General features: G+C 44.9%; 17 protein-coding genes. 16 read left to right on the plus strand and 1 reads right to left on the minus strand.

The window, feature by feature from the left end; all coding sequences use genetic code 11:
• The first annotated feature begins 183 nt into the window (after nt 1–183).
• From mraZ to tuf, 16 genes are all read left to right on the plus strand, one after another.
• A complete protein-coding gene (gene mraZ / locus HMPREF3208_RS06655) occupies nt 184–1,035 on the plus strand; it encodes a division/cell wall cluster transcriptional repressor MraZ (RefSeq protein ID WP_032814928.1) in 852 nt (283 codons plus the stop codon).
• Nucleotides 1,035–2,060, plus strand: coding sequence for a 16S rRNA (cytosine(1402)-N(4))-methyltransferase RsmH (gene rsmH, locus HMPREF3208_RS02835; RefSeq protein WP_064347131.1), 1,026 nt, complete (start codon nt 1,035–1,037; stop codon nt 2,058–2,060). Before mraZ ends, rsmH begins: the two co-directional genes overlap by 1 nt.
• 1 nt (nt 2,061) lies before the next feature.
• Nucleotides 2,062–2,622 carry a hypothetical protein gene (locus tag HMPREF3208_RS06775; RefSeq protein ID WP_032814926.1) on the plus strand — a complete coding sequence of 187 codons (561 nt, stop codon included), beginning with the start codon at nt 2,062–2,064 and terminating at the stop codon, nt 2,620–2,622.
• Nucleotides 2,622–4,463 carry a peptidoglycan D,D-transpeptidase FtsI family protein gene (locus tag HMPREF3208_RS02845; protein ID WP_064347133.1) on the plus strand — a complete coding sequence of 614 codons (1,842 nt, stop codon included), beginning with the start codon at nt 2,622–2,624 and terminating at the stop codon, nt 4,461–4,463. Before HMPREF3208_RS06775 ends, HMPREF3208_RS02845 begins: the two co-directional genes overlap by 1 nt.
• Before the next feature lie 43 nt (nt 4,464–4,506).
• A complete protein-coding gene (locus tag HMPREF3208_RS02850) occupies nt 4,507–5,523 on the plus strand; it encodes a hypothetical protein (RefSeq protein ID WP_016637083.1) in 1,017 nt (338 codons plus the stop codon).
• 76 nt (nt 5,524–5,599) lie between these two features.
• A complete protein-coding gene (locus HMPREF3208_RS02855; RefSeq protein ID WP_064347134.1) occupies nt 5,600–7,234 on the plus strand; it encodes a UDP-N-acetylmuramoyl-tripeptide--D-alanyl-D-alanine ligase in 1,635 nt (544 codons plus the stop codon).
• A gap of 101 nt (nt 7,235–7,335) precedes the next feature.
• Nucleotides 7,336–8,439, plus strand: coding sequence for a phospho-N-acetylmuramoyl-pentapeptide-transferase (gene mraY / locus HMPREF3208_RS02860; RefSeq protein ID WP_016637085.1), 1,104 nt, complete (start codon nt 7,336–7,338; stop codon nt 8,437–8,439).
• Nucleotides 8,440–8,570: 131 nt separating this feature from the next.
• The gene (gene murD / locus HMPREF3208_RS02865; protein WP_016637086.1) at nt 8,571–10,157 is read left to right on the plus strand and encodes a UDP-N-acetylmuramoyl-L-alanine--D-glutamate ligase; all 1,587 of its coding nucleotides are present in this window, start codon (nt 8,571–8,573) and stop codon (nt 10,155–10,157) included.
• A complete protein-coding gene (locus HMPREF3208_RS02870) occupies nt 10,144–11,721 on the plus strand; it encodes a peptidoglycan glycosyltransferase FtsW (protein ID WP_081091163.1) in 1,578 nt (525 codons plus the stop codon). Before murD ends, HMPREF3208_RS02870 begins: the two co-directional genes overlap by 14 nt.
• A 63-nt stretch (nt 11,722–11,784) precedes the next feature.
• Complete coding sequence (locus HMPREF3208_RS02875) at nt 11,785–12,984, plus strand: UDP-N-acetylglucosamine--N-acetylmuramyl-(pentapeptide) pyrophosphoryl-undecaprenol N-acetylglucosamine transferase (RefSeq protein WP_064347136.1); 1,200 nt, start codon at nt 11,785–11,787, stop codon at nt 12,982–12,984.
• Entirely contained in the window at nt 12,984–14,540 is a 1,557-nt protein-coding gene (murC, locus tag HMPREF3208_RS02880; protein ID WP_064347138.1) for a UDP-N-acetylmuramate--L-alanine ligase, read from the plus strand. Before HMPREF3208_RS02875 ends, murC begins: the two co-directional genes overlap by 1 nt.
• A 112-nt stretch (nt 14,541–14,652) precedes the next feature.
• Nucleotides 14,653–15,891 (plus strand): cell division protein FtsQ/DivIB, encoded by a 1,239-nt coding sequence (locus HMPREF3208_RS02885; RefSeq protein WP_196488956.1) that lies wholly within the window; start codon nt 14,653–14,655, stop codon nt 15,889–15,891.
• A 274-nt stretch (nt 15,892–16,165) separates the two neighbouring features.
• The gene (gene rpsL / locus HMPREF3208_RS02890; RefSeq protein WP_003813881.1) at nt 16,166–16,537 is read left to right on the plus strand and encodes a 30S ribosomal protein S12; all 372 of its coding nucleotides are present in this window, start codon (nt 16,166–16,168) and stop codon (nt 16,535–16,537) included.
• Between the two features lie 3 nt (nt 16,538–16,540).
• On the plus strand, nt 16,541–17,011 hold the full coding sequence (gene rpsG / locus HMPREF3208_RS02895) for a 30S ribosomal protein S7 (protein ID WP_016637091.1): 471 nt from the start codon (nt 16,541–16,543) through the stop codon (nt 17,009–17,011).
• Between the two features lie 42 nt (nt 17,012–17,053).
• Nucleotides 17,054–19,183 carry an elongation factor G gene (gene fusA / locus HMPREF3208_RS02900; RefSeq protein ID WP_016637092.1) on the plus strand — a complete coding sequence of 710 codons (2,130 nt, stop codon included), beginning with the start codon at nt 17,054–17,056 and terminating at the stop codon, nt 19,181–19,183.
• A 169-nt stretch (nt 19,184–19,352) separates the two neighbouring features.
• A complete protein-coding gene (gene tuf, locus HMPREF3208_RS02905) occupies nt 19,353–20,552 on the plus strand; it encodes an elongation factor Tu (protein WP_016637093.1) in 1,200 nt (399 codons plus the stop codon).
• A 601-nt stretch (nt 20,553–21,153) separates the two neighbouring features.
• Here tuf and HMPREF3208_RS02910 read toward each other — a convergent pair.
• Nucleotides 21,154–21,900 (minus strand): Bax inhibitor-1/YccA family protein, encoded by a 747-nt coding sequence (locus tag HMPREF3208_RS02910; RefSeq protein ID WP_064347139.1) that lies wholly within the window; start codon nt 21,898–21,900, stop codon nt 21,154–21,156.
• Nucleotides 21,901–22,042 lie beyond the last annotated feature (142 nt).

Here is a 22,042-nt window from a genome sequence, read left to right on the forward strand (position 1 = left end):
ATGATTTCTTACACACTTTTGGCCTATAACCCCTTTCTTGTTTCATTATTTGATTGATATAGGTGGAAAAGTGTGGAAAAAACAAAATTTTTGTAAAAAAGTGGGGATTTTTGGTGATGAATGGGTTAATATGGTGAATAACGTGCAAATGGCATAGTGCATGTTGAGCTAAGGAGGTGGAATATGGTTCATAGTGCTGCTCGCAAGCAACCGCAGAATGAAGCTGATTCTTCCTCACAGCATTCTTTACATCAGGTTCAATCGACTGCGGAATCTAGCGGTTCTTCGCCTATGCAGATGCCACTGCAAACGCCAGTTTCGCAAATTTCGCAACAGCAGTATGTGCAGCCTGTTGCACCTCATCAACCTATGCAGTCAGCTCAGGGCTACTTTGTAATGCCACCAAATGCTATGCCAGTCATGCAGCAGCCAATGCCAACACCGGTCTTCACTTCCACTCCATCCGGTGTTGCAGATTCAGCTGCCCAAACTACAGCTATGCCAATTGCACCATCATATTTGACTTCTCAGTCTGCGCAGATTCCTCAGACTCCGCAAGTTCCGCAAGCATCTTACGATCCAGCGCTTCCATCTTTTTCACCTATTTTGCTTGGTACGTATACGCCAAAAATTGACGACAAGGGACGCGTGGCGCTTCCTGCAAAATTCCGTGCTCAGCTTGGCAAAGGGTTTGTGATGGCTCGTGGTCAAGAGCGCTGTATTTATGTGCTTCCTATGGTTGAGTTTCAACGTATGACTGCGCAAATTCAACGTACTTCGATGAGCAATAAATCAGCTCGTGATTATTTGCGCGTATTTCTTTCTGGTGCTGTCGATGAGGAAGCAGATAAGCAGGGTCGTATTGTTGTGCCGCCTATGTTACGAGATTATGCAAATTTAGGCGATGAAATTGTTGTTATAGGTGTTGGTACGCGTGCAGAGATTTGGAATAAGTCTGCTTGGGAAGAGTATCTTGCTGATCGTGAGCAAGGGTATGCCGATATCGCTGATGATGTGCTTCCGGCGGTGATGTGATGACAGATATTACAACTATTCACGCACCAGTACTCTTGCAAGATTGCGTCGATTTAGTAACTCCTGCTCTGCAGCATGAGGGTGCAATTGTAGTAGATTGCACTCTCGGTCTTGCCGGTCATGCTACTGCTTTTCTTAAAGCTGCTCCTCATGCTACGCTTATTGGAATTGATCGCGATACTGAAGCGCTTTCTTTAGCTACAGAACGCATGCGTAATGAAGGTTTAGTTCAGCGTTTTATTCCAGCGCATGCCGCATTTGATGAAATTGATGAGGTGTTGCGTGAACATCACATCAATCGTATTGACGCTGCTTTTATGGATTTAGGTCTTTCCAGCTTACAAATTGATGAAACGGAACGTGGCTTTTCATATTCGCACGATACTGCGCTTGATATGCGCATGGATACTACGCAATCAACTACTGCTGCAACTATTTTAGCTACGTACGATGCACGTGAATTAACTAAAATTTTCCGCGAGTATGGCGAAGAGCGTTTTGCAGCTCCTATTGCTCGTCGTATTGTAGAAACTCGCGTAGCACAACCACTTACTACTTCTAGTCAATTAGTGAATTTAGTTGATGCTGTAATTCCTAAAGCTCATCGTGCTGCTGGTAATCCAGCTAAACGTGTGTTCCAAGCTCTTCGTATTGAAGTGAATGGAGAGTTAGATAAGCTCAGTCGTACGCTTCCTAAGATTGCGCTACGGCTTCGTGCTCATGGTCGCTTAGTAGTAGAATCCTACCATTCGCTGGAAGATACTACAGTTAAGCGTTTTATGAATCAAGGCTTATCGGTTGATGTTCCTGCCAATATGCCGGTTATTCCTAATGATGCGCAACCATTTTTTGCACCACTTACTCGCGGCGCAATGAAAGCTTCTCAGGAAGAAATTGCACATAATACTCGATCTTCCTCAGTACGTTTACGCGCAGTTGAATTATGCCGTCCTATTCCTGAGCGTTGGATGTCTAGGTTGGAAGATGAGGCAGTCGGTCGTACGCTTCGCAACGGAGGCTGTTGACATGGTGTTGAATATGAAAAATCGTGTATTGCATTCATCTACTACATCGGCTCCTGCAGGTCGTTCAAAAGATGCGTCTGTTCGTAAAGATTATGCACATAACTCAACGTCTGCGGTGTTTAGCTCAGTGCAATCTCAATCTTCAGGTGTATGCAACCGTTTTCGCAAAGTTATGGTGTGGAGCAACACGCGTAAAGTGCCGTTAATAAATTGCATGATTGTTGTAATTGCAATGGTTGCTACATTGTCAACTTCTTTACTACTTCGTACACAGATGGCTGAGCTTTCATTTGAACAAACAGCAGTACAGTCACGTATTGCGCGTTTGCGCCAAGATGTAGAGGCAAAGCAAGCGAAATTAGATACTTTAGAGGCGGAACTTCCAGCAAGAGCACAACGCATGGGTATGGTTCCGCAGCAAGGTTCTATTGCTATTGATCTTAGTGATTATGCTGCGAAACGAAAACGCAATCGAGCGGATCGTAAGCAATCAAGCAAACAGATCACTTCGCACAATCAACAGCAGAATCAGCAGAATCAAGTAAAACAGGAGAAACATTGATGCGTCACTTCATGAAACAACGTTTCGCCAATCAGCAGATTTTTGTTCGTAAATGCACTGTTATTGCCATAATTTTTGCATTTATCAGTATAGGTGCAATAGTAAAGCTGAGCTTTATTCAACTGGTTAACGCTCGTTCTACGGCACAAGCAGCACAAGCAGAGCGTAGCCGTGTGCGGCCGATTCTTGCACGACGTGGGCGGATTTTGGACGCTAATGGCGCTGTTTTGGCGCAAAGTGTAGAACGATTTAATATTATTGGTGACCCTCTTAATGCGCAGGCTTTTAAACCGACGCCATGCACGAAACAAACTGAGGGTAATTGTCACATGATTGATGGCAAGCCAGTGGAAGGTACGGGTGCTGTGGCGGTTGCTCGTTTACTTGCACCGTTGTTGCATATGAGTTCTGTAGAACTTGGTGGCAAATTAGCTGGTGTTGGCCGTTACGTATTGTTGAAACGCAACGTTACTCCGGCTGTGAAGCGTGCTATCGATAAGCTTAATCTTTCCGGCTGTATTTATGCCGAAAATAGTAGTGAACGCGTGTATTCTAGTGGACCAATTCTTGGTTCTGTTATTGGTGCTGTAACTCATGCGGATGAAGTTAACCGTAAAGGTATGAAAGGTCGTAAAGGCGAAGTTGGTGTTACTGGTCTTGAATTTACGCATGATTCAACACTGAATGGTGTAGATGGGTATCAGCGTTACCAAGGCAATAACGCGGGCAATGAGAAAATTCCTGGTACTGTAACTGAGTCTAAACCTGCGGTTAATGGAAGCGACGTTAAGCTTACTATCGATAGTGATGTTGATTGGTATGTAAAAAAAGTGTTACTTGACGGTAAGAAACAGTATCATGCAGCTTGGGGTGTGGCTGTAGTACAGGATGTTCATACTGGTGAAATTCTTGCTTTGGAAGATACTGATGATATTAAAGCCGGTACCACTGCTGCTAAAGTAAACGTTTCACGTGCAGTAAGTCAAACTTTTGAACCTGGCTCTATTGGTAAAGCTTTCGCAATGTCGGGTATGCTGCAAACTGGTGCGCATAAGCTTACCGATCAATTTGCAGTACCGAATAATCTTAATAAAAATGGGCAAACGTATCATGATGCTGTTGATCATGGTGTAGAACGTTGGACGTTAGCTGGTATTCTTGCTGAATCTTCAAATGTTGGCATGGTAATGGCTGGTGAAAAGTACCCATTGGACAAGCGTTATGAATATCTTGCTAAGTTCGGTCTTGGACAATATTCTGGTTTGAATTTGCAAGGTGAATCTCGCGGCTTACTTCCTAGCGTACAATCTTGGGATGGTCGCAAAAAAGATACGGTACTATTCGGTCAAGGTTATGCTGTGAATGCTTTGCAACTTACGAATGCCATGGCAACTATTGCTAATAAAGGTGTTAAGTTGCGTCAATCATTAATAAAGTCAGTTATTGATGCTAATGGTCATGTCACAAAACCTGCTCGTCCTGAAGCAACGCGTGTTTTGGATGAAAATGTTGCGGCACAGATGATGAATGCTTTGGAAAATTCTGGTGAACATTATCACCGCTTTGCTGGAGTTGATGGTTATCGTGTTGCAGCAAAGAGTGGTACTGCTGAAGTTGCTGGAGCTGATGGTCGACTCAGTTCTACGATTAGTGACTGGTCGGGTGCTATTCCGGCAGATAATCCTCGTTTTGTTATTACTGTTGTATTGCGTGATCCTCAAGGTGTGTATGGTGGTATGACTGCAGGTCCATTGTTTAAGACCATTGGTGAATTCCTTATGCAGAAGTATGATATTCCAGCTTCGACTCCGCGCACAAATCCAGTTGCAGTAAATTGGTGATGCACGTATTACAATATTTGTTATACGTAGGGTAGGGTGTGCGATGAATGCTGTTGATGAATATGCAAGAGTAAGAGTGACCTTAGGTTTTGCTGCTAAGAACTATGGTTTTGAAGTTGTTCCAGCTTTTGCTGCTGGAGTAACTATTACTTCACTCGCTCATGATGTGCGTCAAGTGCGTCCCGGCTGCTTATTTGTGCCAGTTGGTCATGTTGATTGTCGCCAGATTGAAGCTGCACGTGATGCTGGAGCGTATGCTGCGTTAGTTCCTCCAGAGATTCGTAGTGAAGCATCTACACTTGGTTTGCCATTATTAGTATCGTCAGCTAATCCTGTTGCGTTGGGGAAGCTTGCTTGTGATATTAACGGTGATCCTTCTTCATGCGTTGCAACATTTGCTGTTGCTGGAGATGATGACGATGAAATCCATGCTAATGTGTTACGCTTAGCTGATTTCTTGCATATGCTTGGCAATCCAGTAGGTATTATGAGCGACGCTGGATCTATGTCGTTACAGCGCGAATTATCTTTGCAATACCCGCTGAATATTGCAGATGTTCAGCACACGTTGTCGGTGTGTGCAGAAGATGGTGCGGCTGCTGTGGTTATTGCGCTTAATGCTGCTACTTTAGCAAAGAATGCGTTACAGTCAGTAAATATTGATGTACTTGGTGCCGAGCTTACTCAACAAAATAAGAGTGCTAGTACTACACCTACGGTTGCGAAAGTAAAGTCAACAGCATTAACCAATGATGCCTCTAGTGAAGCAACTATTGCCAATGCGAAAGTTACGAAAATTCCTGTACCATCGCTCGATTTGCCACCAAAACCGACAATGAGTTTTTATTCATTGCGTCAACGTTATGGTTTTATGAGTCGAGAGCACTCATATTGTGTTTATCGCTCAGCTGAATCCGATGAACTAGCCGAATTAGCTGATCAAATTGGTGGTCGTGATGTTCATCGACATCTTTCCTTAGCTATTGCTATGGTACTTGCTGCTGGTGTGCGTAAGGGGACTATTAAAAGCGCATTGCGCGTTTCGCATGAGTTACGGTAGATATATGTTGCGTTATGTGATGATGGTGCTGTGACAATTGTGGATGTTATGAATAATTATTTTTTTGGAGGATGTTATGAGTTGTGAAGTTTCGTGTGCGAATAATCATGAAAAGGTTTCGCACGCGAATATGATGCCGATGACAGTTCATGAAATTGCTGTTGCAGTACGCGGCACAGTTAGTAATAACAATAGTAGTCATGCGGTTGCTGATACTGGTGTTGCTGAAATTGTTGTTACATCAGCTTGTAGTGATTCTCGGCAAGTGCGTCATGGTGCTGTTTTTGTTGCTATTGCTGGTGAGCATGTAGATGGCCATGATTACGTTCAGCGTGCGGAACAAGCAGGTGCTGTGACAGCTATTGTTGAGCATGTAGTTGAGGGTGTTGAGTTTCCTCAGATTGTAGTGTCTGATTCTGTTGAAGCATTAGGGCTTCTTGCCAAGCATAATTTGGAACGTCGTCGCGCATTAGAACAACCATTTACTATTATCGGTATTACTGGTTCTGTTGGTAAAACAACAACCAAAGATATGTTGCACGCTTTGTTGAGTACAGTGGGTGAAACTGTTGCTCCAGTTGGTTCGTTCAATAATAATATTGGATTGCCACTTACAGCGTTGCAAGTGGGGAGTAAGACTCGATTTTTGATAGCTGAAATGGGTGCTAACCATGTTGGTGAGATTGCTAATTTAACGCGTATTGCTCCGCCGGATCTTGCCGTAGTGTTGAAGGTTGGCGTTGCGCATTTAGGTGAATTTGGTTCAGTTGAGCGCATTGCACAAGCAAAAAGTGAAATTGTGCGAGGACTTGTGCCTCATGGTGTAGCTGTGTTGAATGCTGACGATGCTCGCGTTGCTGCAATGGCTCATCTTGTTGAGAATAAGCATGTGCGCTGGTTTGGTCGAAATGTTAACCATAAGATGCTTGAATCAGCGCGTCAAGATGAATATCAATTGTTAGCAAGTGATGTATCGTTAGATTCCTTTGGAAAAGCGATGTTTACTCTTACAGAACGCGTATCTTCTGATTGCGTTCATGCAACTCAAGTTCATCTTGCTATACAAGGTGAACACAATGTTATGAATGCGCTTGCTGCAGCGAATGTTGCTCGATCTTTAGGCGTGACTTTATCAACTATTGCTGCGGTATTGGGCGAAGTTTCGCATATTAGTCCTCATCGTATGCAATTAAGCACGGTATCGCATGGTGATGAACAGTTCACGCTTATCGATGATTCGTTTAATGCTAATCCTGATTCTATGAAGGCCGGTATTGACGGTTTATGCGCATACGAGCATACTGCAGATAGGCAAGTGCATAGTCTTTTCCGCATTGCTGTACTTGGTTCAATGCTTGAGCTTGGTAGTAATGAAGATGAATTGCATACGGATATTGGTGAGTATGCTGCTCAATCGACTGTTGATGCGGTTGTAGCAGTTGGTTCTCAAACGGATGCTGAATTAGATAGATTAGCTCAATGTATTGCTCGAGGTGCACAAAGCTCGTGGCAGCATAAGCAACTTTCAGCTATTCATGCAGTACATTGGGTGCACAGTGCGGATGAAGCTGATGCATGTGTTTGGAAACTTGTGGCTGGTCATTCGAGTAGTGTTGTGTTATTGAAAGGTTCACATGCTTCAGGATTAAGCGTGTTAGCTGAGTGTTGGAAAAAACTTTCAGATGATGCACACTCTCACTGTTCACAATGAACATGTAAGTATGTTTACGAAACATACCATAAAAGAATAATAGTACAAAATAATAAAGCAAAATAACAAAGCAAACGAAACAGTAAACGGAGGTTTAAGCGGTGATTGCGCTTATTGTAGGAATTGTGGTGTCACTCGTAGTGACGATTGTTGGCACGCCTTTGCTTATTCGTTTGGTGCATCGTTTGCACTACGGTCAGTACATTCGTCAGGATGGTCCACAATCTCATCTCGTTAAACGTGGCACACCAACCATGGGTGGAGTGGTTATTAATCTTGCAGTTGTAACAGGTTGGGCTGCTTCAGCGTTATACCGCTACTTGTCTGTAGGTCGTACGCCTTCTTGGTCTGCTGTGCTGGTGTTATTTGCTATGCTCTCTATGGGTTTGCTTGGTTTTATTGATGATTTTGCTAAAGTTCGTAAAAAGCAGAATTTGGGTCTTTCTGTGCATGCTAAATTTATGGGTCAGATTATTTTTGCTAGCATTTATGCGCTTCTTGCATTATTGTTACCGACACAATCTGGTATTGCGAGCGCACAGGCAGGTATGAGTTTTATCGAGCGACCGTTCTTTGATTTTTCAATGCTTGGTAGAGGCGTGGGTATTGTTGTATTTATTGTTTGGGTGAATTTTCTTATTGCTGCATGGTCTAATGCTGTAAATTTGACTGATGGTCTTGATGGTTTAGCTGCAGGATCTTCGATGATTGCTTTTGCTGGTTATGCGTTGATTGCTTTTTGGGAAAGCTATCATGTGCGTGGTGGCGGTCATTTTGGTTTCTCTTATGCTGTTTCTGATCCTCTTGATTTATCGATTATTGCTGTGTGTGCTGCTGTTGCTTGCTTTGGATTCTTGTGGTTTAACTCTAATCCTGCGCAAGTGTTTATGGGCGATACTGGTTCTTTAGCATTGGGAGGCTTATTTGCGGCGCTTTCTATTGCTACGCATACAGAATTTTTGGCAGTAATTTTGGGCGGATTATTCGTTATGGAAGCAGCTAGTGATGTTATACAAGTTGGCTTCTTTAAAGCTACTCATAAGCGCGTTTTCAAAATGGCTCCTATTCATCATCATTTTGAATTGCTTGGTTGGACGGAAACGAAGGTTGTTGTGCGTTTCTGGATGATTGAGCTCATGTTTGTGCTTTCTGCGCTTATGATGTTTTATGCTGATTGGGCTGGACGTTCAGGTTTACTTATTTAATCTGACTTGACGCATACTGAGCGTAATGAGTACGGCAAATATTCATATGCTTGAAAAAAGAAATAATACTATAACGCAAGCAGTGCCGCATGCAGCATTGTGAACATGGTAACTAATCGGAAGGTTTCAGTATGAATACTGTTATGAATCATGATGCATCTATTTCATCGCAGCTGTGTGCGCGTAATCGTGTATTTCCGTTCCGACGCGTGCTAGTAGCTGGTCTTGGTGTTTCTGGTCGTGGTGCAGTTGACGTGCTGCGTGCGGTTGGTGTTGATTTTCTCACAGTTGATGAGCATAAGCCTGAAGCTGATATTCATGATTTTTCTGCTATCGATTGGTCTGCTATTGATGCTGTGGTGACTTCTCCGGTATTTAATCCGCGTACGCCATTTTTGCAAGAAGCTTCAGCGCATCATATTCCAGTAATGAGTGAAGTTGAATTAGCATGGCGGTTGCGTGTGCCTTCTCAGCGCACAAATCATCCTGCTTCTTGGGTTGGTATTACTGGTACGAATGGTAAAACTTCTACTACTGAAATGACTTCTGCTATGCTTACGGCTTGCGGTTTGGATGCTCCGGCAGTAGGTAATATTGGTAAATCTGTTTCTCGCGCAGCTTTAGAAGCTCGTCATGATGCTTTATGCGTTGAATTAAGTTCTTTCCAGTTACATTTTACTGATTCGTTAGCACTCGATTGTGCTGCTATTACCAATATTGCTGCCGACCATTTGGATTGGCATGGCGGTATGGAAGCGTATGCTCGTGACAAGTCAAAAGTATTTCATAATGTTCGTAAAGCTTTAGTTTATAATGCGCAGGATGCGCGTGTAAGCTCGTTGGCTGCTGCAGCAACAGTAGCTGATGGTTGTAAAAAGATTGGTTTTACGTTAGAAGAGCCTCAAGATGGTGAAATTGGCGTACAGGATGGCTGGATTGTTGACAACAGTGGTGTTGCTGGAGGAGATCCTGGAGTATTGAAGCGTATTGTTGCTTTACGTGATTTGCAGCATTTATGTGAACCTGATGGCACAGTATATCCACATCTACTGGCTGATGCGCTTACTGCTTTAGCGTTGGCTCTTGGTTTAACTGGGAATGTGGATGCTGCAGTTCGTGCTTTATGTGAGTTTGCTCCAGGTGGGCATCGAATTCAAACTGTTGCAACTTTGCCGGCTCAAGATTGCAATCCTTCGCATAATATTCGATTTGTTGATGATTCTAAAGCAACTAATGCGCATGCTGCTGCTGCATCTTTAGCAAGTTTTGCTAATAATTCAGTTGTTTGGATTGCTGGTGGGTTAGCTAAAGGTGGTCATTTTGAAGATTTGGTAGCGCGTCAGCGTCATGTGATGAAGGCTGCAGTAGTTATTGGTGTGGATCAGCGCCCTATTGTTGAAGCTCTTCACTCGCAGGCGCCGAATTTGCCAGTAACACTTGTTGCTCCTGATGGTTCGTCTGCGCAATCGTATAGCAGTGTGGATGATTTGGTGTGTGCGCAAGTTGAAGACCGTTCGCTTATGAATGCTGATTCTTCATTTGGTGAAGCTGTTATGCGTCAAACTATAGAAGCTGCTGGCAGCTATGCTAAACCTGGTGATATTGTGCTGCTTGCTCCAGCATGTGCTTCTATGGATCAATTTGTTTCATATGCTGATCGTGGCAATCGCTTTGCTCAAGAATCTCAACGATGGGTACGTAATCATGGTATTCAATAGTAAGAAGCTCAAGCAGGGGTTACTTTCGCTAGGGCATAAAGTGTCAGAAGTTATGATTCACGATCATATTGAGGCTGATACTGACTCCATTCGCCAAGACAATACTTCCAAGTCAAGCAATACTCGTAAACAGCGGGTAAATTCCATGCGGACTTTTGTAAATAGGTCGTTTAAAAAATCAACTCGTACTCATGCAGGCACTGATACGCCGATGAAACCGGCAGAAGCACCTAAACCTACCAGTCAATCTACTCAGCCTACTCAGCCTACTCAGCCTGCTAAGTCTACTAAGTCTGCTCAGCAACCTGCTACGTTGTATCGTCGCGCAAATCCATTTCGTACTTTTGCTCATATCTTTGCAACGAAAAAAGATTCGTCTTCGCAATCTTCTTTACAACAAGCGCAAGAGTCTGTATTTAAGCAGTATATTGGTTGGCGTAGTGTGACTAATCCACTATGGTGCTTATACGGTATGCGGGTATCGGTTATTGTTTTATCGATTTTTGGCTTATTTATGGTGTTTTCTAGCTCGTCTGTCACCATGATTACATACGGTGTAGCACCTTGGGGTCAAGGCATAAGCCAGACGCTATATTGCATTTTGGGCATGATGGGATACATATTCGCTTCTCGTGTGCCTGTTGCATATTATCGCAGGTATGTTGCTATTATTTATACCGTTTCTGCGGTAGCGCAGTTCCTCACGTTTGTGCCAGGTTTACGTCGAGAAGTTAATGGTAACGCTGGTTGGATTGCATTTGGTCCTATTACTTTACAGCCTGCAGAAATTACTAAACTTGCTCTTTGTATTTGGCTACCAATAGGGCTTCTTGCTGCAAAACGAGCGTATGAACGCGTGCGTATGCGCGCTTATATTCCGGTAGCTGTGGGTCTTGGCATATCGTTGCTGCTTGTTATTGCCGGTAAGGATCTTGGTACTGCTCTTATTATTATTCTTATTGCTCTTATAGCGTTTTATCTTGGTGGGTTCCCTACGCGCTGGTTAATAACAGGCATGATTGTTGCCAGCATTATGGTTGCGTTGCTTGTATTGACTAGTCAAAATCGTATGCGACGTATTCTTGCCACCTTGCATGGTTGTGATGCAAAAGCAGCCAAAGGGGTGTGCTTCCAAGCAATCCACGCGCAATACGCTATGGCTTCCGGTGGTTTACTCGGTGTTGGTATAGGTAATTCTCGAGAAAAGTGGAATTATTTGCCATACGCTCATAATGATTTTATTTTCGCTATTATTGGTGAAGAAATGGGATTTTTAGTTGCTTCTGCAGTAATTTTGCTGTATATCATCATCGGATGGTGCATATTAGCTTCAGCATTGCAAACAGAATCAAAAGTTATTTCTATCACATTAATGTGTATTGCTACGTGGATTGTAGGACAAGGCTTAGTGAATATTATGGTAGTTGTGCAATTGCTGCCAGTAATGGGTGTACCAATGCCGTTTGTATCTGCTGGCGGATCTTCGCTGGTGATGTGCCTAGTTGCAGTTGGTGTAGCGGACGGTTTAATGCGCGCTAATCCACGGCTGACTGCAGCAAAATAGTAGTGATTTTGCCGTGTTTGCGTAGTAATGTCAAGATAGTACAGGTAAACATAGGGGGTAACAATGGATGCTAAGAATGCTCATCATCAAGAAGTGCATATAGTGCTTGCAGGAGGGGGAACTGCAGGTCATGTTAATCCATTACTGGCTGTTGCAGATGCGTTGAAGAAGCAGGAAACACAAGCACATGTCAGTGTTATTGGTACAGCTGTTGGATTGGAAAAAGATCTGGTGCCAGCAGCAGGTTATGAACTTGACACTATAGAAAAAGTACCGTTTCCTCGTAAGCTGAATAAAGACGCGCTTACATTTCCATTTCGTTGGATTCGTGAAAAACGTAAAGTGCGCAGTATTTTAGCTCAGCGTAAAGCAGATATTGTTGTTGGATTTGGCGGCTATGCTGCCGCTCCTGTATACACTCAGGCGCATGCACAACATATTCCCATTGTTATTCATGAGCAAAATGCAAAAGCGGGTATGGCAAATCGTTTAGGCGCGCATTGGGCTACAGCAATTGGAACAGTGTATGAGCATACAGGTTTGCGTACAAGTGAAGGAATAGAAGCTGAACGCGTTGGGTTACCGTTGCGTTCCGCTATCGCAAAGTTGTGCGAACAGTTTGAGCAGGATTATAGTTCAGCTCGAATTGAAGGTGCTCGCCAGCTTGGTCTCGATTTTCGCCGCCCAATTATTCTTGTAACTGGCGGTTCTTTAGGAGCAAAAAGCATTAATCTGGCTGTAGCTCAAGCTTCTAAAGAAATTTTGCAGCATGCGCAAGTCATACATTTAACTGGTCGCGCAAAAGCGGAAGAAGTGCGGAGTATAGTTGCAAAAAATGTTGGAGAATCACGAATAAACGATATTCATCCAAATCATGCTGGATTAGGTGATTATCATATTGCAGAATATTTAGAGCGTATTGACTGGGCTTTTGCTTGTGCGGATTTAGTTATTTGTCGTGCTGGAGCTGGAACTGTTGCTGAAATTTCCGCACTTGGTTTACCGGCTGTATACGTGCCGTTGCCTATTGGTAATGGTGAGCAACGTTTTAATGCAGCACCGGTAGTTCAGGCTGGTGGAGCCATCATGATAAACGACGCTGATTTTCATGCTCAATGGTTGTGCAACGAAGGTCTGTCATTATTGCAAAATAAGCAACAGTTACAAGCTATGCGTAAGCAAGCATGGAACTACGGTATTCGTAACGCTGCAGACGTTATGGCACAGCGTATTCTTGAAATCGCAACAGAAAGCAGAAAGTAATGACGAATCTTCATAGCAATACAACTTTATCGCTTAATAATATTGATTTAAACCCGGTAAAATTCGCATTTGATACTTCACAAACTATATCCAAATTAGGGCGAGTACATTTTATTGGCATCGGCGGTGCTGGTATGAGTGTTCTAGCAGAAATGCTTCACGAAGAAGGTGTAAGTGTTAGCGGATGCGACCGCGAAGCCAATGATCACACTCAACGTTTAGAAGCATTAGGTATTGAAGTAGCAATTGGGCAAAATGCTTCGCATGTTGAGCATGCAAATGTGCTTGTATACTCAAGCGCAATCAAACCAACAAATCCAGAAATTGTGGCAGCATACGAGCACGGTATAAAGTTAGTGCATCGCAGCGATATTCTCGCATTATTACTTGCTGCAAAAACTGGAGTTACTGTTGCTGGCGCACACGGAAAAACAACCACCAGTTCGCTTCTTGCGCATATATTAACCACTACTGGTACTGGTACTTTAGCTGATCCAAGTTATGCTATTGGTGGCTCAATACAAGCAGCAGACGGCACAGTTCTTGACGGTGGTCATGCAGGAAAAGGCAACATTATGGTTGCTGAAGCAGATGAATCCGATGGCAGTTTTGAAAAATATCACCCAAGTATTGCAATCGTAACAAATGCAGAAGCTGATCATCTTGATCATTACGGTTCGAGTGAACATTACCGCGAAGCTTTTGTTGAGCATGTAAGTCACGCTCTCCATCACGTAATAATATGCGCAGACGATGAAGGTGCTCGAAAAGTACTCGAAGCATTACCAGATTCGATTTTACGTACAACAATCGCGTATGGTGATGCTGATTCATGGCGTGCGAAAACTAGCGATCGTGTGCAAACTTTAGCAAAGTTCGCTGAAATCATGCATGAAAGTGAGCAGGCTGGCAGTGGGCGAGAAGTATTTACGCTAGTTTTGCCTCAAAGTATGGTAACTGCTGATGCTGAATCTCGTGTGCTAGTAAAGTTACTTATTCCAGGTTTGCACAATGCGCGTAATGCGTCCGCTGCTATTATTGCTGCAGTATTGCTTGGAATGAATCCGCAGGATGCTGCGCGCGGTGCTGAAAGTTTCCGTGGTGCTTCTCGACGTTTTGATATTCGTGGTTGTGTGAATGGCGTAACGGTGGTGGATGATTATGCGCATCATCCAACTGAAATAGCAGCTCTGCTTCATGCTGCGCGCAGACGGTATCCTTCAGCAAAACTGCGTGTTCTCTTCCAACCACATTTATTCTCGCGCACTCGTGCATTTTCTCGCGAATTTGCACAAGCGCTGGCTTTAGCAGACGACGTAATCGTTACAGGAATTTTTCCTGCTCGCGAAAAGCAGGAAGATTTTCCAAATATTCATGCAGAAACTCTTGTGGACGCTGCAAAATCGCAAAATCTTAATATCAACATTGAAGCAATTGACGATATGCATGAAGCTGCATTGAAATTGACCGCGCGTGCAAAAGCTGGAGATGTTCTTCTCACTGTTGGTGCTGGAAGTGTTACTGCTATGACATCTGTTATGCTTGAAGCATTGTAAGTAGCAATGTATATACGTTGTGTATACGTGTTATATTGCCCATACTGCATGCAGTCACTATGAGTATATTGGTAACGTAAATTGTAAAAAGGTTGCTATGAAAGGTAACGGTATGAGTCGCGTAGTAGTAAGTAAATCGAATGATACTGCTGCAAATAATTCGCATCATCGTACCGTTTCCAGCCTTAATTTAGTTCGTAGTGCAAAATCTCGTACAGCAAAGTCTCGTGTTGCAAAGTCTCGTACAGCAAAATCTTTGAGCTCAAAACCTCGGAGTGCGCAATCTGATAGCACGAAATCTCGCGTTACTGAAAAAAGCAACGCAAAATCGCGTAATATTGCATCACGCATATTCAAATCGCATACTACTAATACTCATATTGCTCAACCTCGTTCCGCCGCATCATTACGTAAATCGCAGCGTGCTCATAGTCAGATGATGAGTCAGCGCACAACGCAAATGCGTATTGTTCATAATCATCATGAACAGCATCAAGATAAGTTTGTAGATGCGCGAAATTTGCCTGGGCTTGATTTTGTGAAAAAAACTTTGAGCCAGAAAACCGGTTCTTTCGGTATGATGACTCGTCCTCATATCGTTGATTTTCGTGAACGTTTAAAAGAACGTAAATCTACTTATTTGCATTTCACGTTTCGTCGACTGATTGCTATACTGCTCGTTATTGTCACCATATCGATTATGGTTTGGCTGCTCTTTTTCTCGCCTCTGTTCCGGCTGACTGCTGATGATATTAGTGTTGCTGGCTCTAACGAGTGGGTGAGTGAAGAAAAGATTGCATCAATCGCTTCAACCCAAGTGAACAAATCGCTGTTTTTAGTATCCTCTCAAGAAGTAATCAACCAGCTTAACGACATTCCTGGTGTTACTGAAGCGAAGGTCGTAAAAGATTTTCCTCATAGCTTGTATGTTACAGTGCATGCGCAACGTCCTGCAGCAATGTTGAAAACATCTGATAATACTATGCTCACTGCTGTTGATGCTAAAGGTCGCGTGCTGAATTCTGTAGCGCACGCTTCTACGCAAGGCATACCAGTAATTGAAGTAGTCGATGTGCAGCGCAGTTTGAATAATTGTGCCGTGCTAGAAGCTGTAAAAATCGTAAGTTCGCTGCCAGAATCGTTGCGTTCGCGCATTACAAAGGTGAGTGCAAAAACGCAGGATTCTGTTGAAACTGAGCTTGGTGATGTAAAGCGAACTATTGTGTGGGGTAATGCTTCACAGCTTGAGTTAAAAAAAGCTATTGTTACTAAAATTATTGATGATTCTAGCAAGATTGGTAATAAGCAGCGTCTGGATGTTTCAGCTCCTGTGCGACCGATTCTTAAGTAGTGTGAGCTTTGTTATTTGCTTCAATAATAATATTGTCAAGCTTTGGTGTATAATAGTAACTCGTGTGTGCCAACGGCGTGCCTTATGTAATAGGCGTGCGGGTTGGGATATCCCAAGTGCCAAAGATAGCGCGCAGTAATGTGTGGCTGGAGGTGCAAGGGCCATCGGGCCGGTGGACTGTGGCTTTTACTCTTTAACCGATTCGTGCGTTAAGGTGTGCTGCAGTGTGGCGGTTTCACCAAATAGAACATAGTAATGAATCGGAGAACTTAAGTTGCCTACGATTGAACAACTCGTCCGTAAGGGACGTCAGGCCAAGCCGAAGAAGTCAAAGACTTTGGCCTTGAAAGGTAGCCCGTTGCGTCGTGGCGTGTGCACCCGTGTGTACACCACCACTCCTAAGAAGCCAAACTCTGCGCTTCGTAAGGTTGCTCGTGTGCGCCTCAGCTCAGGTATTGAAGTAACCGCCTATATTCCAGGCGAAGGTCATAACTTGCAGGAGCACTCCATCGTGCTCGTGCGTGGTGGCCGTGTGAAGGATCTCCCAGGTGTGCGTTACCACATCGTGCGTGGCGCGCTTGATACCCAGGGTGTTAAGGACCGCAAGCAGGGTCGTTCCCTGTATGGAGCAAAGAAGGCGAAGTAAAACATGTCACGTAAAGGACCTGCAAAAAAGCATCAGCTGCTTCCTGATCCAATCTACGGCTCGACCGTCGTGGCTCAGTTGATTAACAAAATTCTTCTCGATGGCAAGAAGTCCATTGCAGAAAACATCGTCTACACCGCTCTTGAGCAGGTGAAAGCTAAGACCGAGCAGGAGCCAGTTTCTGTTTTGAAGCGCGCTCTTGATAACATTCGTCCAAGCCTTGAGGTTCGTTCCCGCCGCGTCGGTGGTGCAACCTACCAGGTGCCAGTTGACGTTAAGCCTGCTCGTGCAAACACTTTGTCCCTGCGCTGGCTTACGGACTTCTCCCGCCTTCGTCGTGAGAAGACCATGGCTGAGCGTTTGGCTAACGAAATTCTCGATGCCTCCAATGGCTTGGGTGCTTCTGTAAAGCGCCGCGAGGATACCCACAAGATGGCAGAAGCAAACAAGGCTTTTGCTCACTATCGCTGGTAATCCACAAGATAATCGGTATCTTAAAGAGCTAAGGATAAAATTATGGCACAAGATGTGCTTAACGACCTGAATATGGTTCGTAATATCGGCATCATGGCGCACATTGATGCTGGTAAAACTACTACCACCGAGCGTATTCTTTACTACACTGGTAAGAATTACAAGATTGGTGAAACTCATGATGGCGCTTCTACCATGGACTTCATGGCTCAGGAGCAGGAACGCGGTATTACTATTCAGTCTGCTGCAACCACCTGCTTCTGGAAGCGTCAGACTCATGACGTTGATGACCGCTACCAGATCAACATCATCGATACCCCAGGCCACGTGGACTTCACCGCTGAGGTGGAGCGTTCCCTGCGTGTTCTCGATGGTGCAGTGGCAGTCTTCGATGGTAAGGAAGGCGTGGAACCTCAGTCTGAGACCGTGTGGCGTCAGGCAGATAAGTATAGCGTTCCACGTATTTGCTTCATTAACAAGATGGATAAGCTTGGCGCAGACTTCTATTACTCCGTCAAGACCATCAAGGAGAAGCTCGGCGCAACCCCACTCGTTATTCAGCTTCCAATCGGTGCTGAAAACGATTTCATTGGTGTTGTTGACTTGATTCGCATGAAGGCTTACGTCTGGAACGACGTTAAGGACGATATGGGTGCTCACTACGACACCGTTGACATTCCTGCCGATTTGCAGGAACGCGCTGAAGAATATCGTGCAGAGCTTATGGATCAAGTTGCTGAAGCTGACGATGATTTGGTTGAGAAGTATCTCGAATCTGGCGAACTTACTGAAGAAGAAATGCGCGCTGGTATTCGTAAGCTTACTATCGAGCGTAAGGCATTCCCAGTAACTTGCGGTTCTGCATTCAAGGATAAGGGTGTTCAGCCAATGCTGGATGCTGTTGTTGACTTCCTTCCAAGCCCAGAGGATGTTCCATCCATTAAGGGCTTCAAGCCAGGCGACGAATCCGTTGAAATCGACCGCAAGCCAGTGAACACCGATCCATTCGCAGCATTGGTCTTTAAGATTTCTACTCATCCGTTCTACGGCAAGCTCGTGTTCGTGCGCGTTTACTCTGGCGAAGTTAAGCCAGGCGATTCTGTGTACGATTCCACGAAGTCCAAGAAGGAACGCGTTGGTAAGATCTTCCAGATGCACGCTGATAAGGAAAATCCTGTAGATTCAGCTGAAGCTGGTAACATCTACACCTTCGTTGGTTTGAAGAACGTCAGCACTGGTGATACTTTGTGCGACGAAAAGAACCCAATCTCCTTGGAATCCATGACCTTCCCAGATCCTGTTATCGAGGTGGCTGTGGAGCCAAAGACGAAGGCTGATCAGGAAAAGATGAGCTTGGCTTTGGCTAAGCTTTCTGACGAGGATCCTACATTCCAGGTTAAGACTGATGAAGAATCCGGTCAGACTTTGATTTCCGGTATGGGCGAGCTTCAGCTTGACATTATCGTTGATCGTATGCGCCGTGAGTTCAAGGTCGAAGCGAACGTTGGTAAGCCACAGGTTGCTTATCGTGAGACGATTCGTAAGGCTGTTATGAACCAGGAATACACTCACAAGAAGCAGACTGGTGGTTCTGGTCAGTTCGCAAAGGTTTTGATGAACTTCGAACCTCTCGACACAGAATCCGGCGAAACTTACCAGTTCTTCAACGAAGTTACTGGTGGTCACATTACCAAGGAATTCATTCCTTCTATCGACGCAGGTGTGCAAGAAGCTATGGAATCCGGTGTATTAGCTGGCTTCCCAGTTGTGGGTGTTAAGGCAACCGTCACCGACGGTCAGACTCACGATGTTGATTCTTCGGAAATGGCCTTCAAGATTGCAGGTTCCATGTGCTTCAAGGAAGCTGCTCCAAAGGCTAATCCGGTAATTCTCGAACCGATTATGGCAGTCGAAGTCCGTACTCCAGAAGAGTACATGGGCGATGTCATGGGCGATTTGAACTCTCGCCGCGGTAGCATTCAGTCTATGACTGATGCAACCGGTGTGAAAGTTATCGACGCTAAGGTGCCGCTGAGTGAAATGTTCGGTTACATTGGTGACCTTCGTTCCAAGACTCAGGGTCGCGCAATGTTCACCATGCAGATGGACTCTTACGCGGAAGTTCCAAAGGCTGTTTCGGACGAGATTATTAAGGCTCAGCGCGGCGAATAAAGCGCACGCTACTTCGGTGTTTTCTGTCCCCGGTCAACGCTAAAATTTCCTACGTTGACTGGGTTCTGGCACCGAAGTGGCACCTAACCCAGAAACCCAGTAATATGTAGCGTGAAGGCTTCACATATATGTGTGAGGCGAACTACGAGACGTCCAGGAGGACAAACACATGGCAAAGGAAAAGTACGAGCGTACTAAGCCGCATGTTAACATTGGTACCATTGGTCACGTTGATCACGGTAAGACTACCCTGACCGCGGCTATTTCTAAGGTGCTGCACAGCGAATATCCTGATCTGAACCCTCAGTATGACTTCGATCAGATTGATGCCGCTCCAGAAGAGAAGGAACGCGGTATTACCATCAACATCGCACACATCGAGTATCAGACCGCTGAGCGTCACTACGCTCACGTGGATGCTCCAGGCCACGCTGATTACGTGAAGAACATGATCACCGGTGCTGCTCAGATGGATGGCGCAATCCTCGTGGTTGCTGCTACCGATGGTCCTATGGCTCAGACTCGCGAGCACGTGTTGCTTGCTAAGCAGGTCGGCGTTCCGAAAATCCTCGTTGCTTTGAACAAGTGCGATATGGTTGACGACGAAGAGCTTATCGACCTCGTTGAGGAAGAGGTTCGTGACCTCCTCGAAGAAAATGGCTTCGATCGCGATTGCCCAGTCATCCGTACTTCTGCTTACGGTGCTTTGCACGATGATGCTCCAGATCACGAGAAGTGGGTAGAGACCGTCAAGGAACTCATGAAGGCTGTTGACGAGTACATTCCAACCCCAGTTCACGATCTTGACAAGCCATTCTTGATGCCAATCGAAGATGTGTTCACCATCTCCGGTCGTGGTACCGTGGTTACCGGTCGTGTTGAGCGTGGTAAGCTCCCAATCAACACTCCAGTGGAGATTGTTGGTTTGCGTCCAACTCAGACCACCACCGTTACCTCCATCGAGACCTTCCACAAGCAGATGGATGAGGCAGAAGCTGGCGATAACACCGGTCTTCTTCTCCGTGGTATCAACCGTACCGACGTTGAGCGTGGCCAGGTTGTGGCTGCTCCAGGTTCTGTGACCCCACACACCAAGTTCGAAGGCGAAGTTTACGTCTTGACCAAGGACGAAGGTGGCCGTCACTCGCCGTTCTTCTCCAACTACCGTCCACAGTTCTACTTCCGCACCACCGACGTCACCGGCGTTATCACCTTGCCAGAAGGCGTTGAGATGGTTCAGCCTGGCGATCACGCAACATTCACTGTTGAGTTGATCCAGGCCATCGCAATGGAAGAGGGCTTGACCTTCGCAGTTCGTGAAGGTGGCCGTACCGTTGGTTCTGGTCGTGTGACCAAGATTCTTGCCTAGTATTTTCTTAACTGAAAGTATTAGCTAAGGCTTAACAAAGACCCCGCGAGGAAACTCGTGGGGTCTTTTGTTGTTTCGTGCGCGACGACCTGCTTGAGCGCATAAAGCGTAGCGCGCGCGAAGGCAATTCGGAGCGCCGAGCTTGCTCAGGGTTGAAAGCACAGTGTGCTTTCAACGCAAGCGAGGTCCGCTTTCGTCTCGATTGACGAAGGCAGGGCAGAATCGTGTGGTGATACTTAGGAACTAGGTTGTGACTGGTGTGCGCTGACGAACTGCTTTCGCGCTTATTCCTCACGGCATAGCCGTTCGGCTGATTTGCGAATCGACGACTTCGAGCTGCATAATGCGCGAGAAGTCACTTCGATTCGCTGAGCTTGCTCAAATTGAAAGCACGGTGTGCTTTCAACGCAAGCTCAGTAGCGAGCGCGTTACCCGCGCGAGCGTTAAGCACACTGTGCTTCACAATTGAGCCAAATCACGCTTTGAAGGAGGTTGAAATCCCATTGATTTCAACCTCGTTCAAAGCGCCTGCTTGAGCGCATAATAGAAAAACCCTGCCGAACGAATCAGCAGGGTTTTTGTGTTTAGAAAATCAGAACTACTAATCTCTACTATCTCCAAGCAATTGGAGGAGATAAATGAACATGTTAATGAAGTCCAAATAAAGCTGGAAAGCGCAGAAAATCGACAGCTTCTTCACCATTTCTGGCTGATTTGCATACTGCTCAAGGAGTGAGCGAGTTGCCTGCGCATCGTAGGCAGTTAAACCAGCAAAAATAAGAACTCCAATAGCCGCAACAATTCGTAATACGCCTGCACCAGGAGCCACAAACATTAAAATAACTTGCGTAATAACTAATACAACAAGCGCAACCATAAGAATTGGTCCTGCTTTAAGCAAATCCTTTTTTGTAGTAAGCGCAAGCATCGTCAAGCAAAGGAAGAATCCAGCAGTTAATGCAAACACGAGAGCAATCGAACCAAGGCTAAACGCCATAAAAATAGTGCTCAGTGTAAATCCAGTTAATGCTGAATAAGCATAAAACAGAACGCGTGCAGTGGTAGTGCTCATTTTCATAATGCGAGTGCCCATGAAAATAGATATAACAATTTGTGCGCCGATAAGTAAAATCCAACCCCAGCCGTGAGTTGCAATCATAAACTGAGAGAATAAATCCGTAGTTTGCGTAAGCATTGCAACAAGTGCAGTAACGATAAGCCCGAGCGTCATTTCTCCGTAAGTGCGGCTTACCGAAACTCTTTTTGCTTCTTCAAAAGCATATGTGGCTTGAGTATCGACGACTTCAGGAGTGCTGCTCCTGTAATAATCTTGTGTAAAGTTTGCCATTGTTTCTCCTTAACAGCAATGAAATAAAACGCTGTCAAGACAACGTTCTCACAATATTCTAACTAATACATCTTAAAAAATACTAAAAATAGCACCATAATTTACTACATTTGTGCCAAACAAACGCACTCGTAAAAAGGTG

The organism is Gardnerella vaginalis (assembly GCF_001546485.1).
GTDB classification, from domain to species: domain Bacteria; phylum Actinomycetota; class Actinomycetes; order Actinomycetales; family Bifidobacteriaceae; genus Bifidobacterium; species Bifidobacterium vaginale_D.

What these genes read in the sequence shown, in the direction of transcription:
- mraZ (WP_032814928.1), top strand. Translation starts at nt 184, where the DNA reads ATGGTTCATAGTGCTGCTCGCAAGCAACCGCAGAATGAAGCTGATTCT.
- rsmH (WP_064347131.1), top strand. Translation starts at nt 1,035, where the DNA reads ATGACAGATATTACAACTATTCACGCACCAGTACTCTTGCAAGATTGC.
- HMPREF3208_RS06775 (WP_032814926.1), top strand. Translation starts at nt 2,062, where the DNA reads ATGGTGTTGAATATGAAAAATCGTGTATTGCATTCATCTACTACATCG.
- HMPREF3208_RS02845 (WP_064347133.1), top strand. Translation starts at nt 2,622, where the DNA reads ATGCGTCACTTCATGAAACAACGTTTCGCCAATCAGCAGATTTTTGTT.
- HMPREF3208_RS02850 (WP_016637083.1), top strand. Translation starts at nt 4,507, where the DNA reads ATGAATGCTGTTGATGAATATGCAAGAGTAAGAGTGACCTTAGGTTTT.
- HMPREF3208_RS02855 (WP_064347134.1), top strand. Translation starts at nt 5,600, where the DNA reads ATGAGTTGTGAAGTTTCGTGTGCGAATAATCATGAAAAGGTTTCGCAC.
- murD (WP_016637086.1), top strand. Translation starts at nt 8,571, where the DNA reads ATGAATACTGTTATGAATCATGATGCATCTATTTCATCGCAGCTGTGT.
- HMPREF3208_RS02870 (WP_081091163.1), top strand. Translation starts at nt 10,144, where the DNA reads ATGGTATTCAATAGTAAGAAGCTCAAGCAGGGGTTACTTTCGCTAGGG.
- HMPREF3208_RS02875 (WP_064347136.1), top strand. Translation starts at nt 11,785, where the DNA reads ATGGATGCTAAGAATGCTCATCATCAAGAAGTGCATATAGTGCTTGCA.
- murC (WP_064347138.1), top strand. Translation starts at nt 12,984, where the DNA reads ATGACGAATCTTCATAGCAATACAACTTTATCGCTTAATAATATTGAT.
- HMPREF3208_RS02885 (WP_196488956.1), top strand. Translation starts at nt 14,653, where the DNA reads ATGAGTCGCGTAGTAGTAAGTAAATCGAATGATACTGCTGCAAATAAT.
- rpsG (WP_016637091.1), top strand. Translation starts at nt 16,541, where the DNA reads ATGTCACGTAAAGGACCTGCAAAAAAGCATCAGCTGCTTCCTGATCCA.
- fusA (WP_016637092.1), top strand. Translation starts at nt 17,054, where the DNA reads ATGGCACAAGATGTGCTTAACGACCTGAATATGGTTCGTAATATCGGC.
- tuf (WP_016637093.1), top strand. Translation starts at nt 19,353, where the DNA reads ATGGCAAAGGAAAAGTACGAGCGTACTAAGCCGCATGTTAACATTGGT.
- HMPREF3208_RS02910 (WP_064347139.1), bottom strand. Translation starts at nt 21,900, where the DNA reads ATGGCAAACTTTACACAAGATTATTACAGGAGCAGCACTCCTGAAGTC.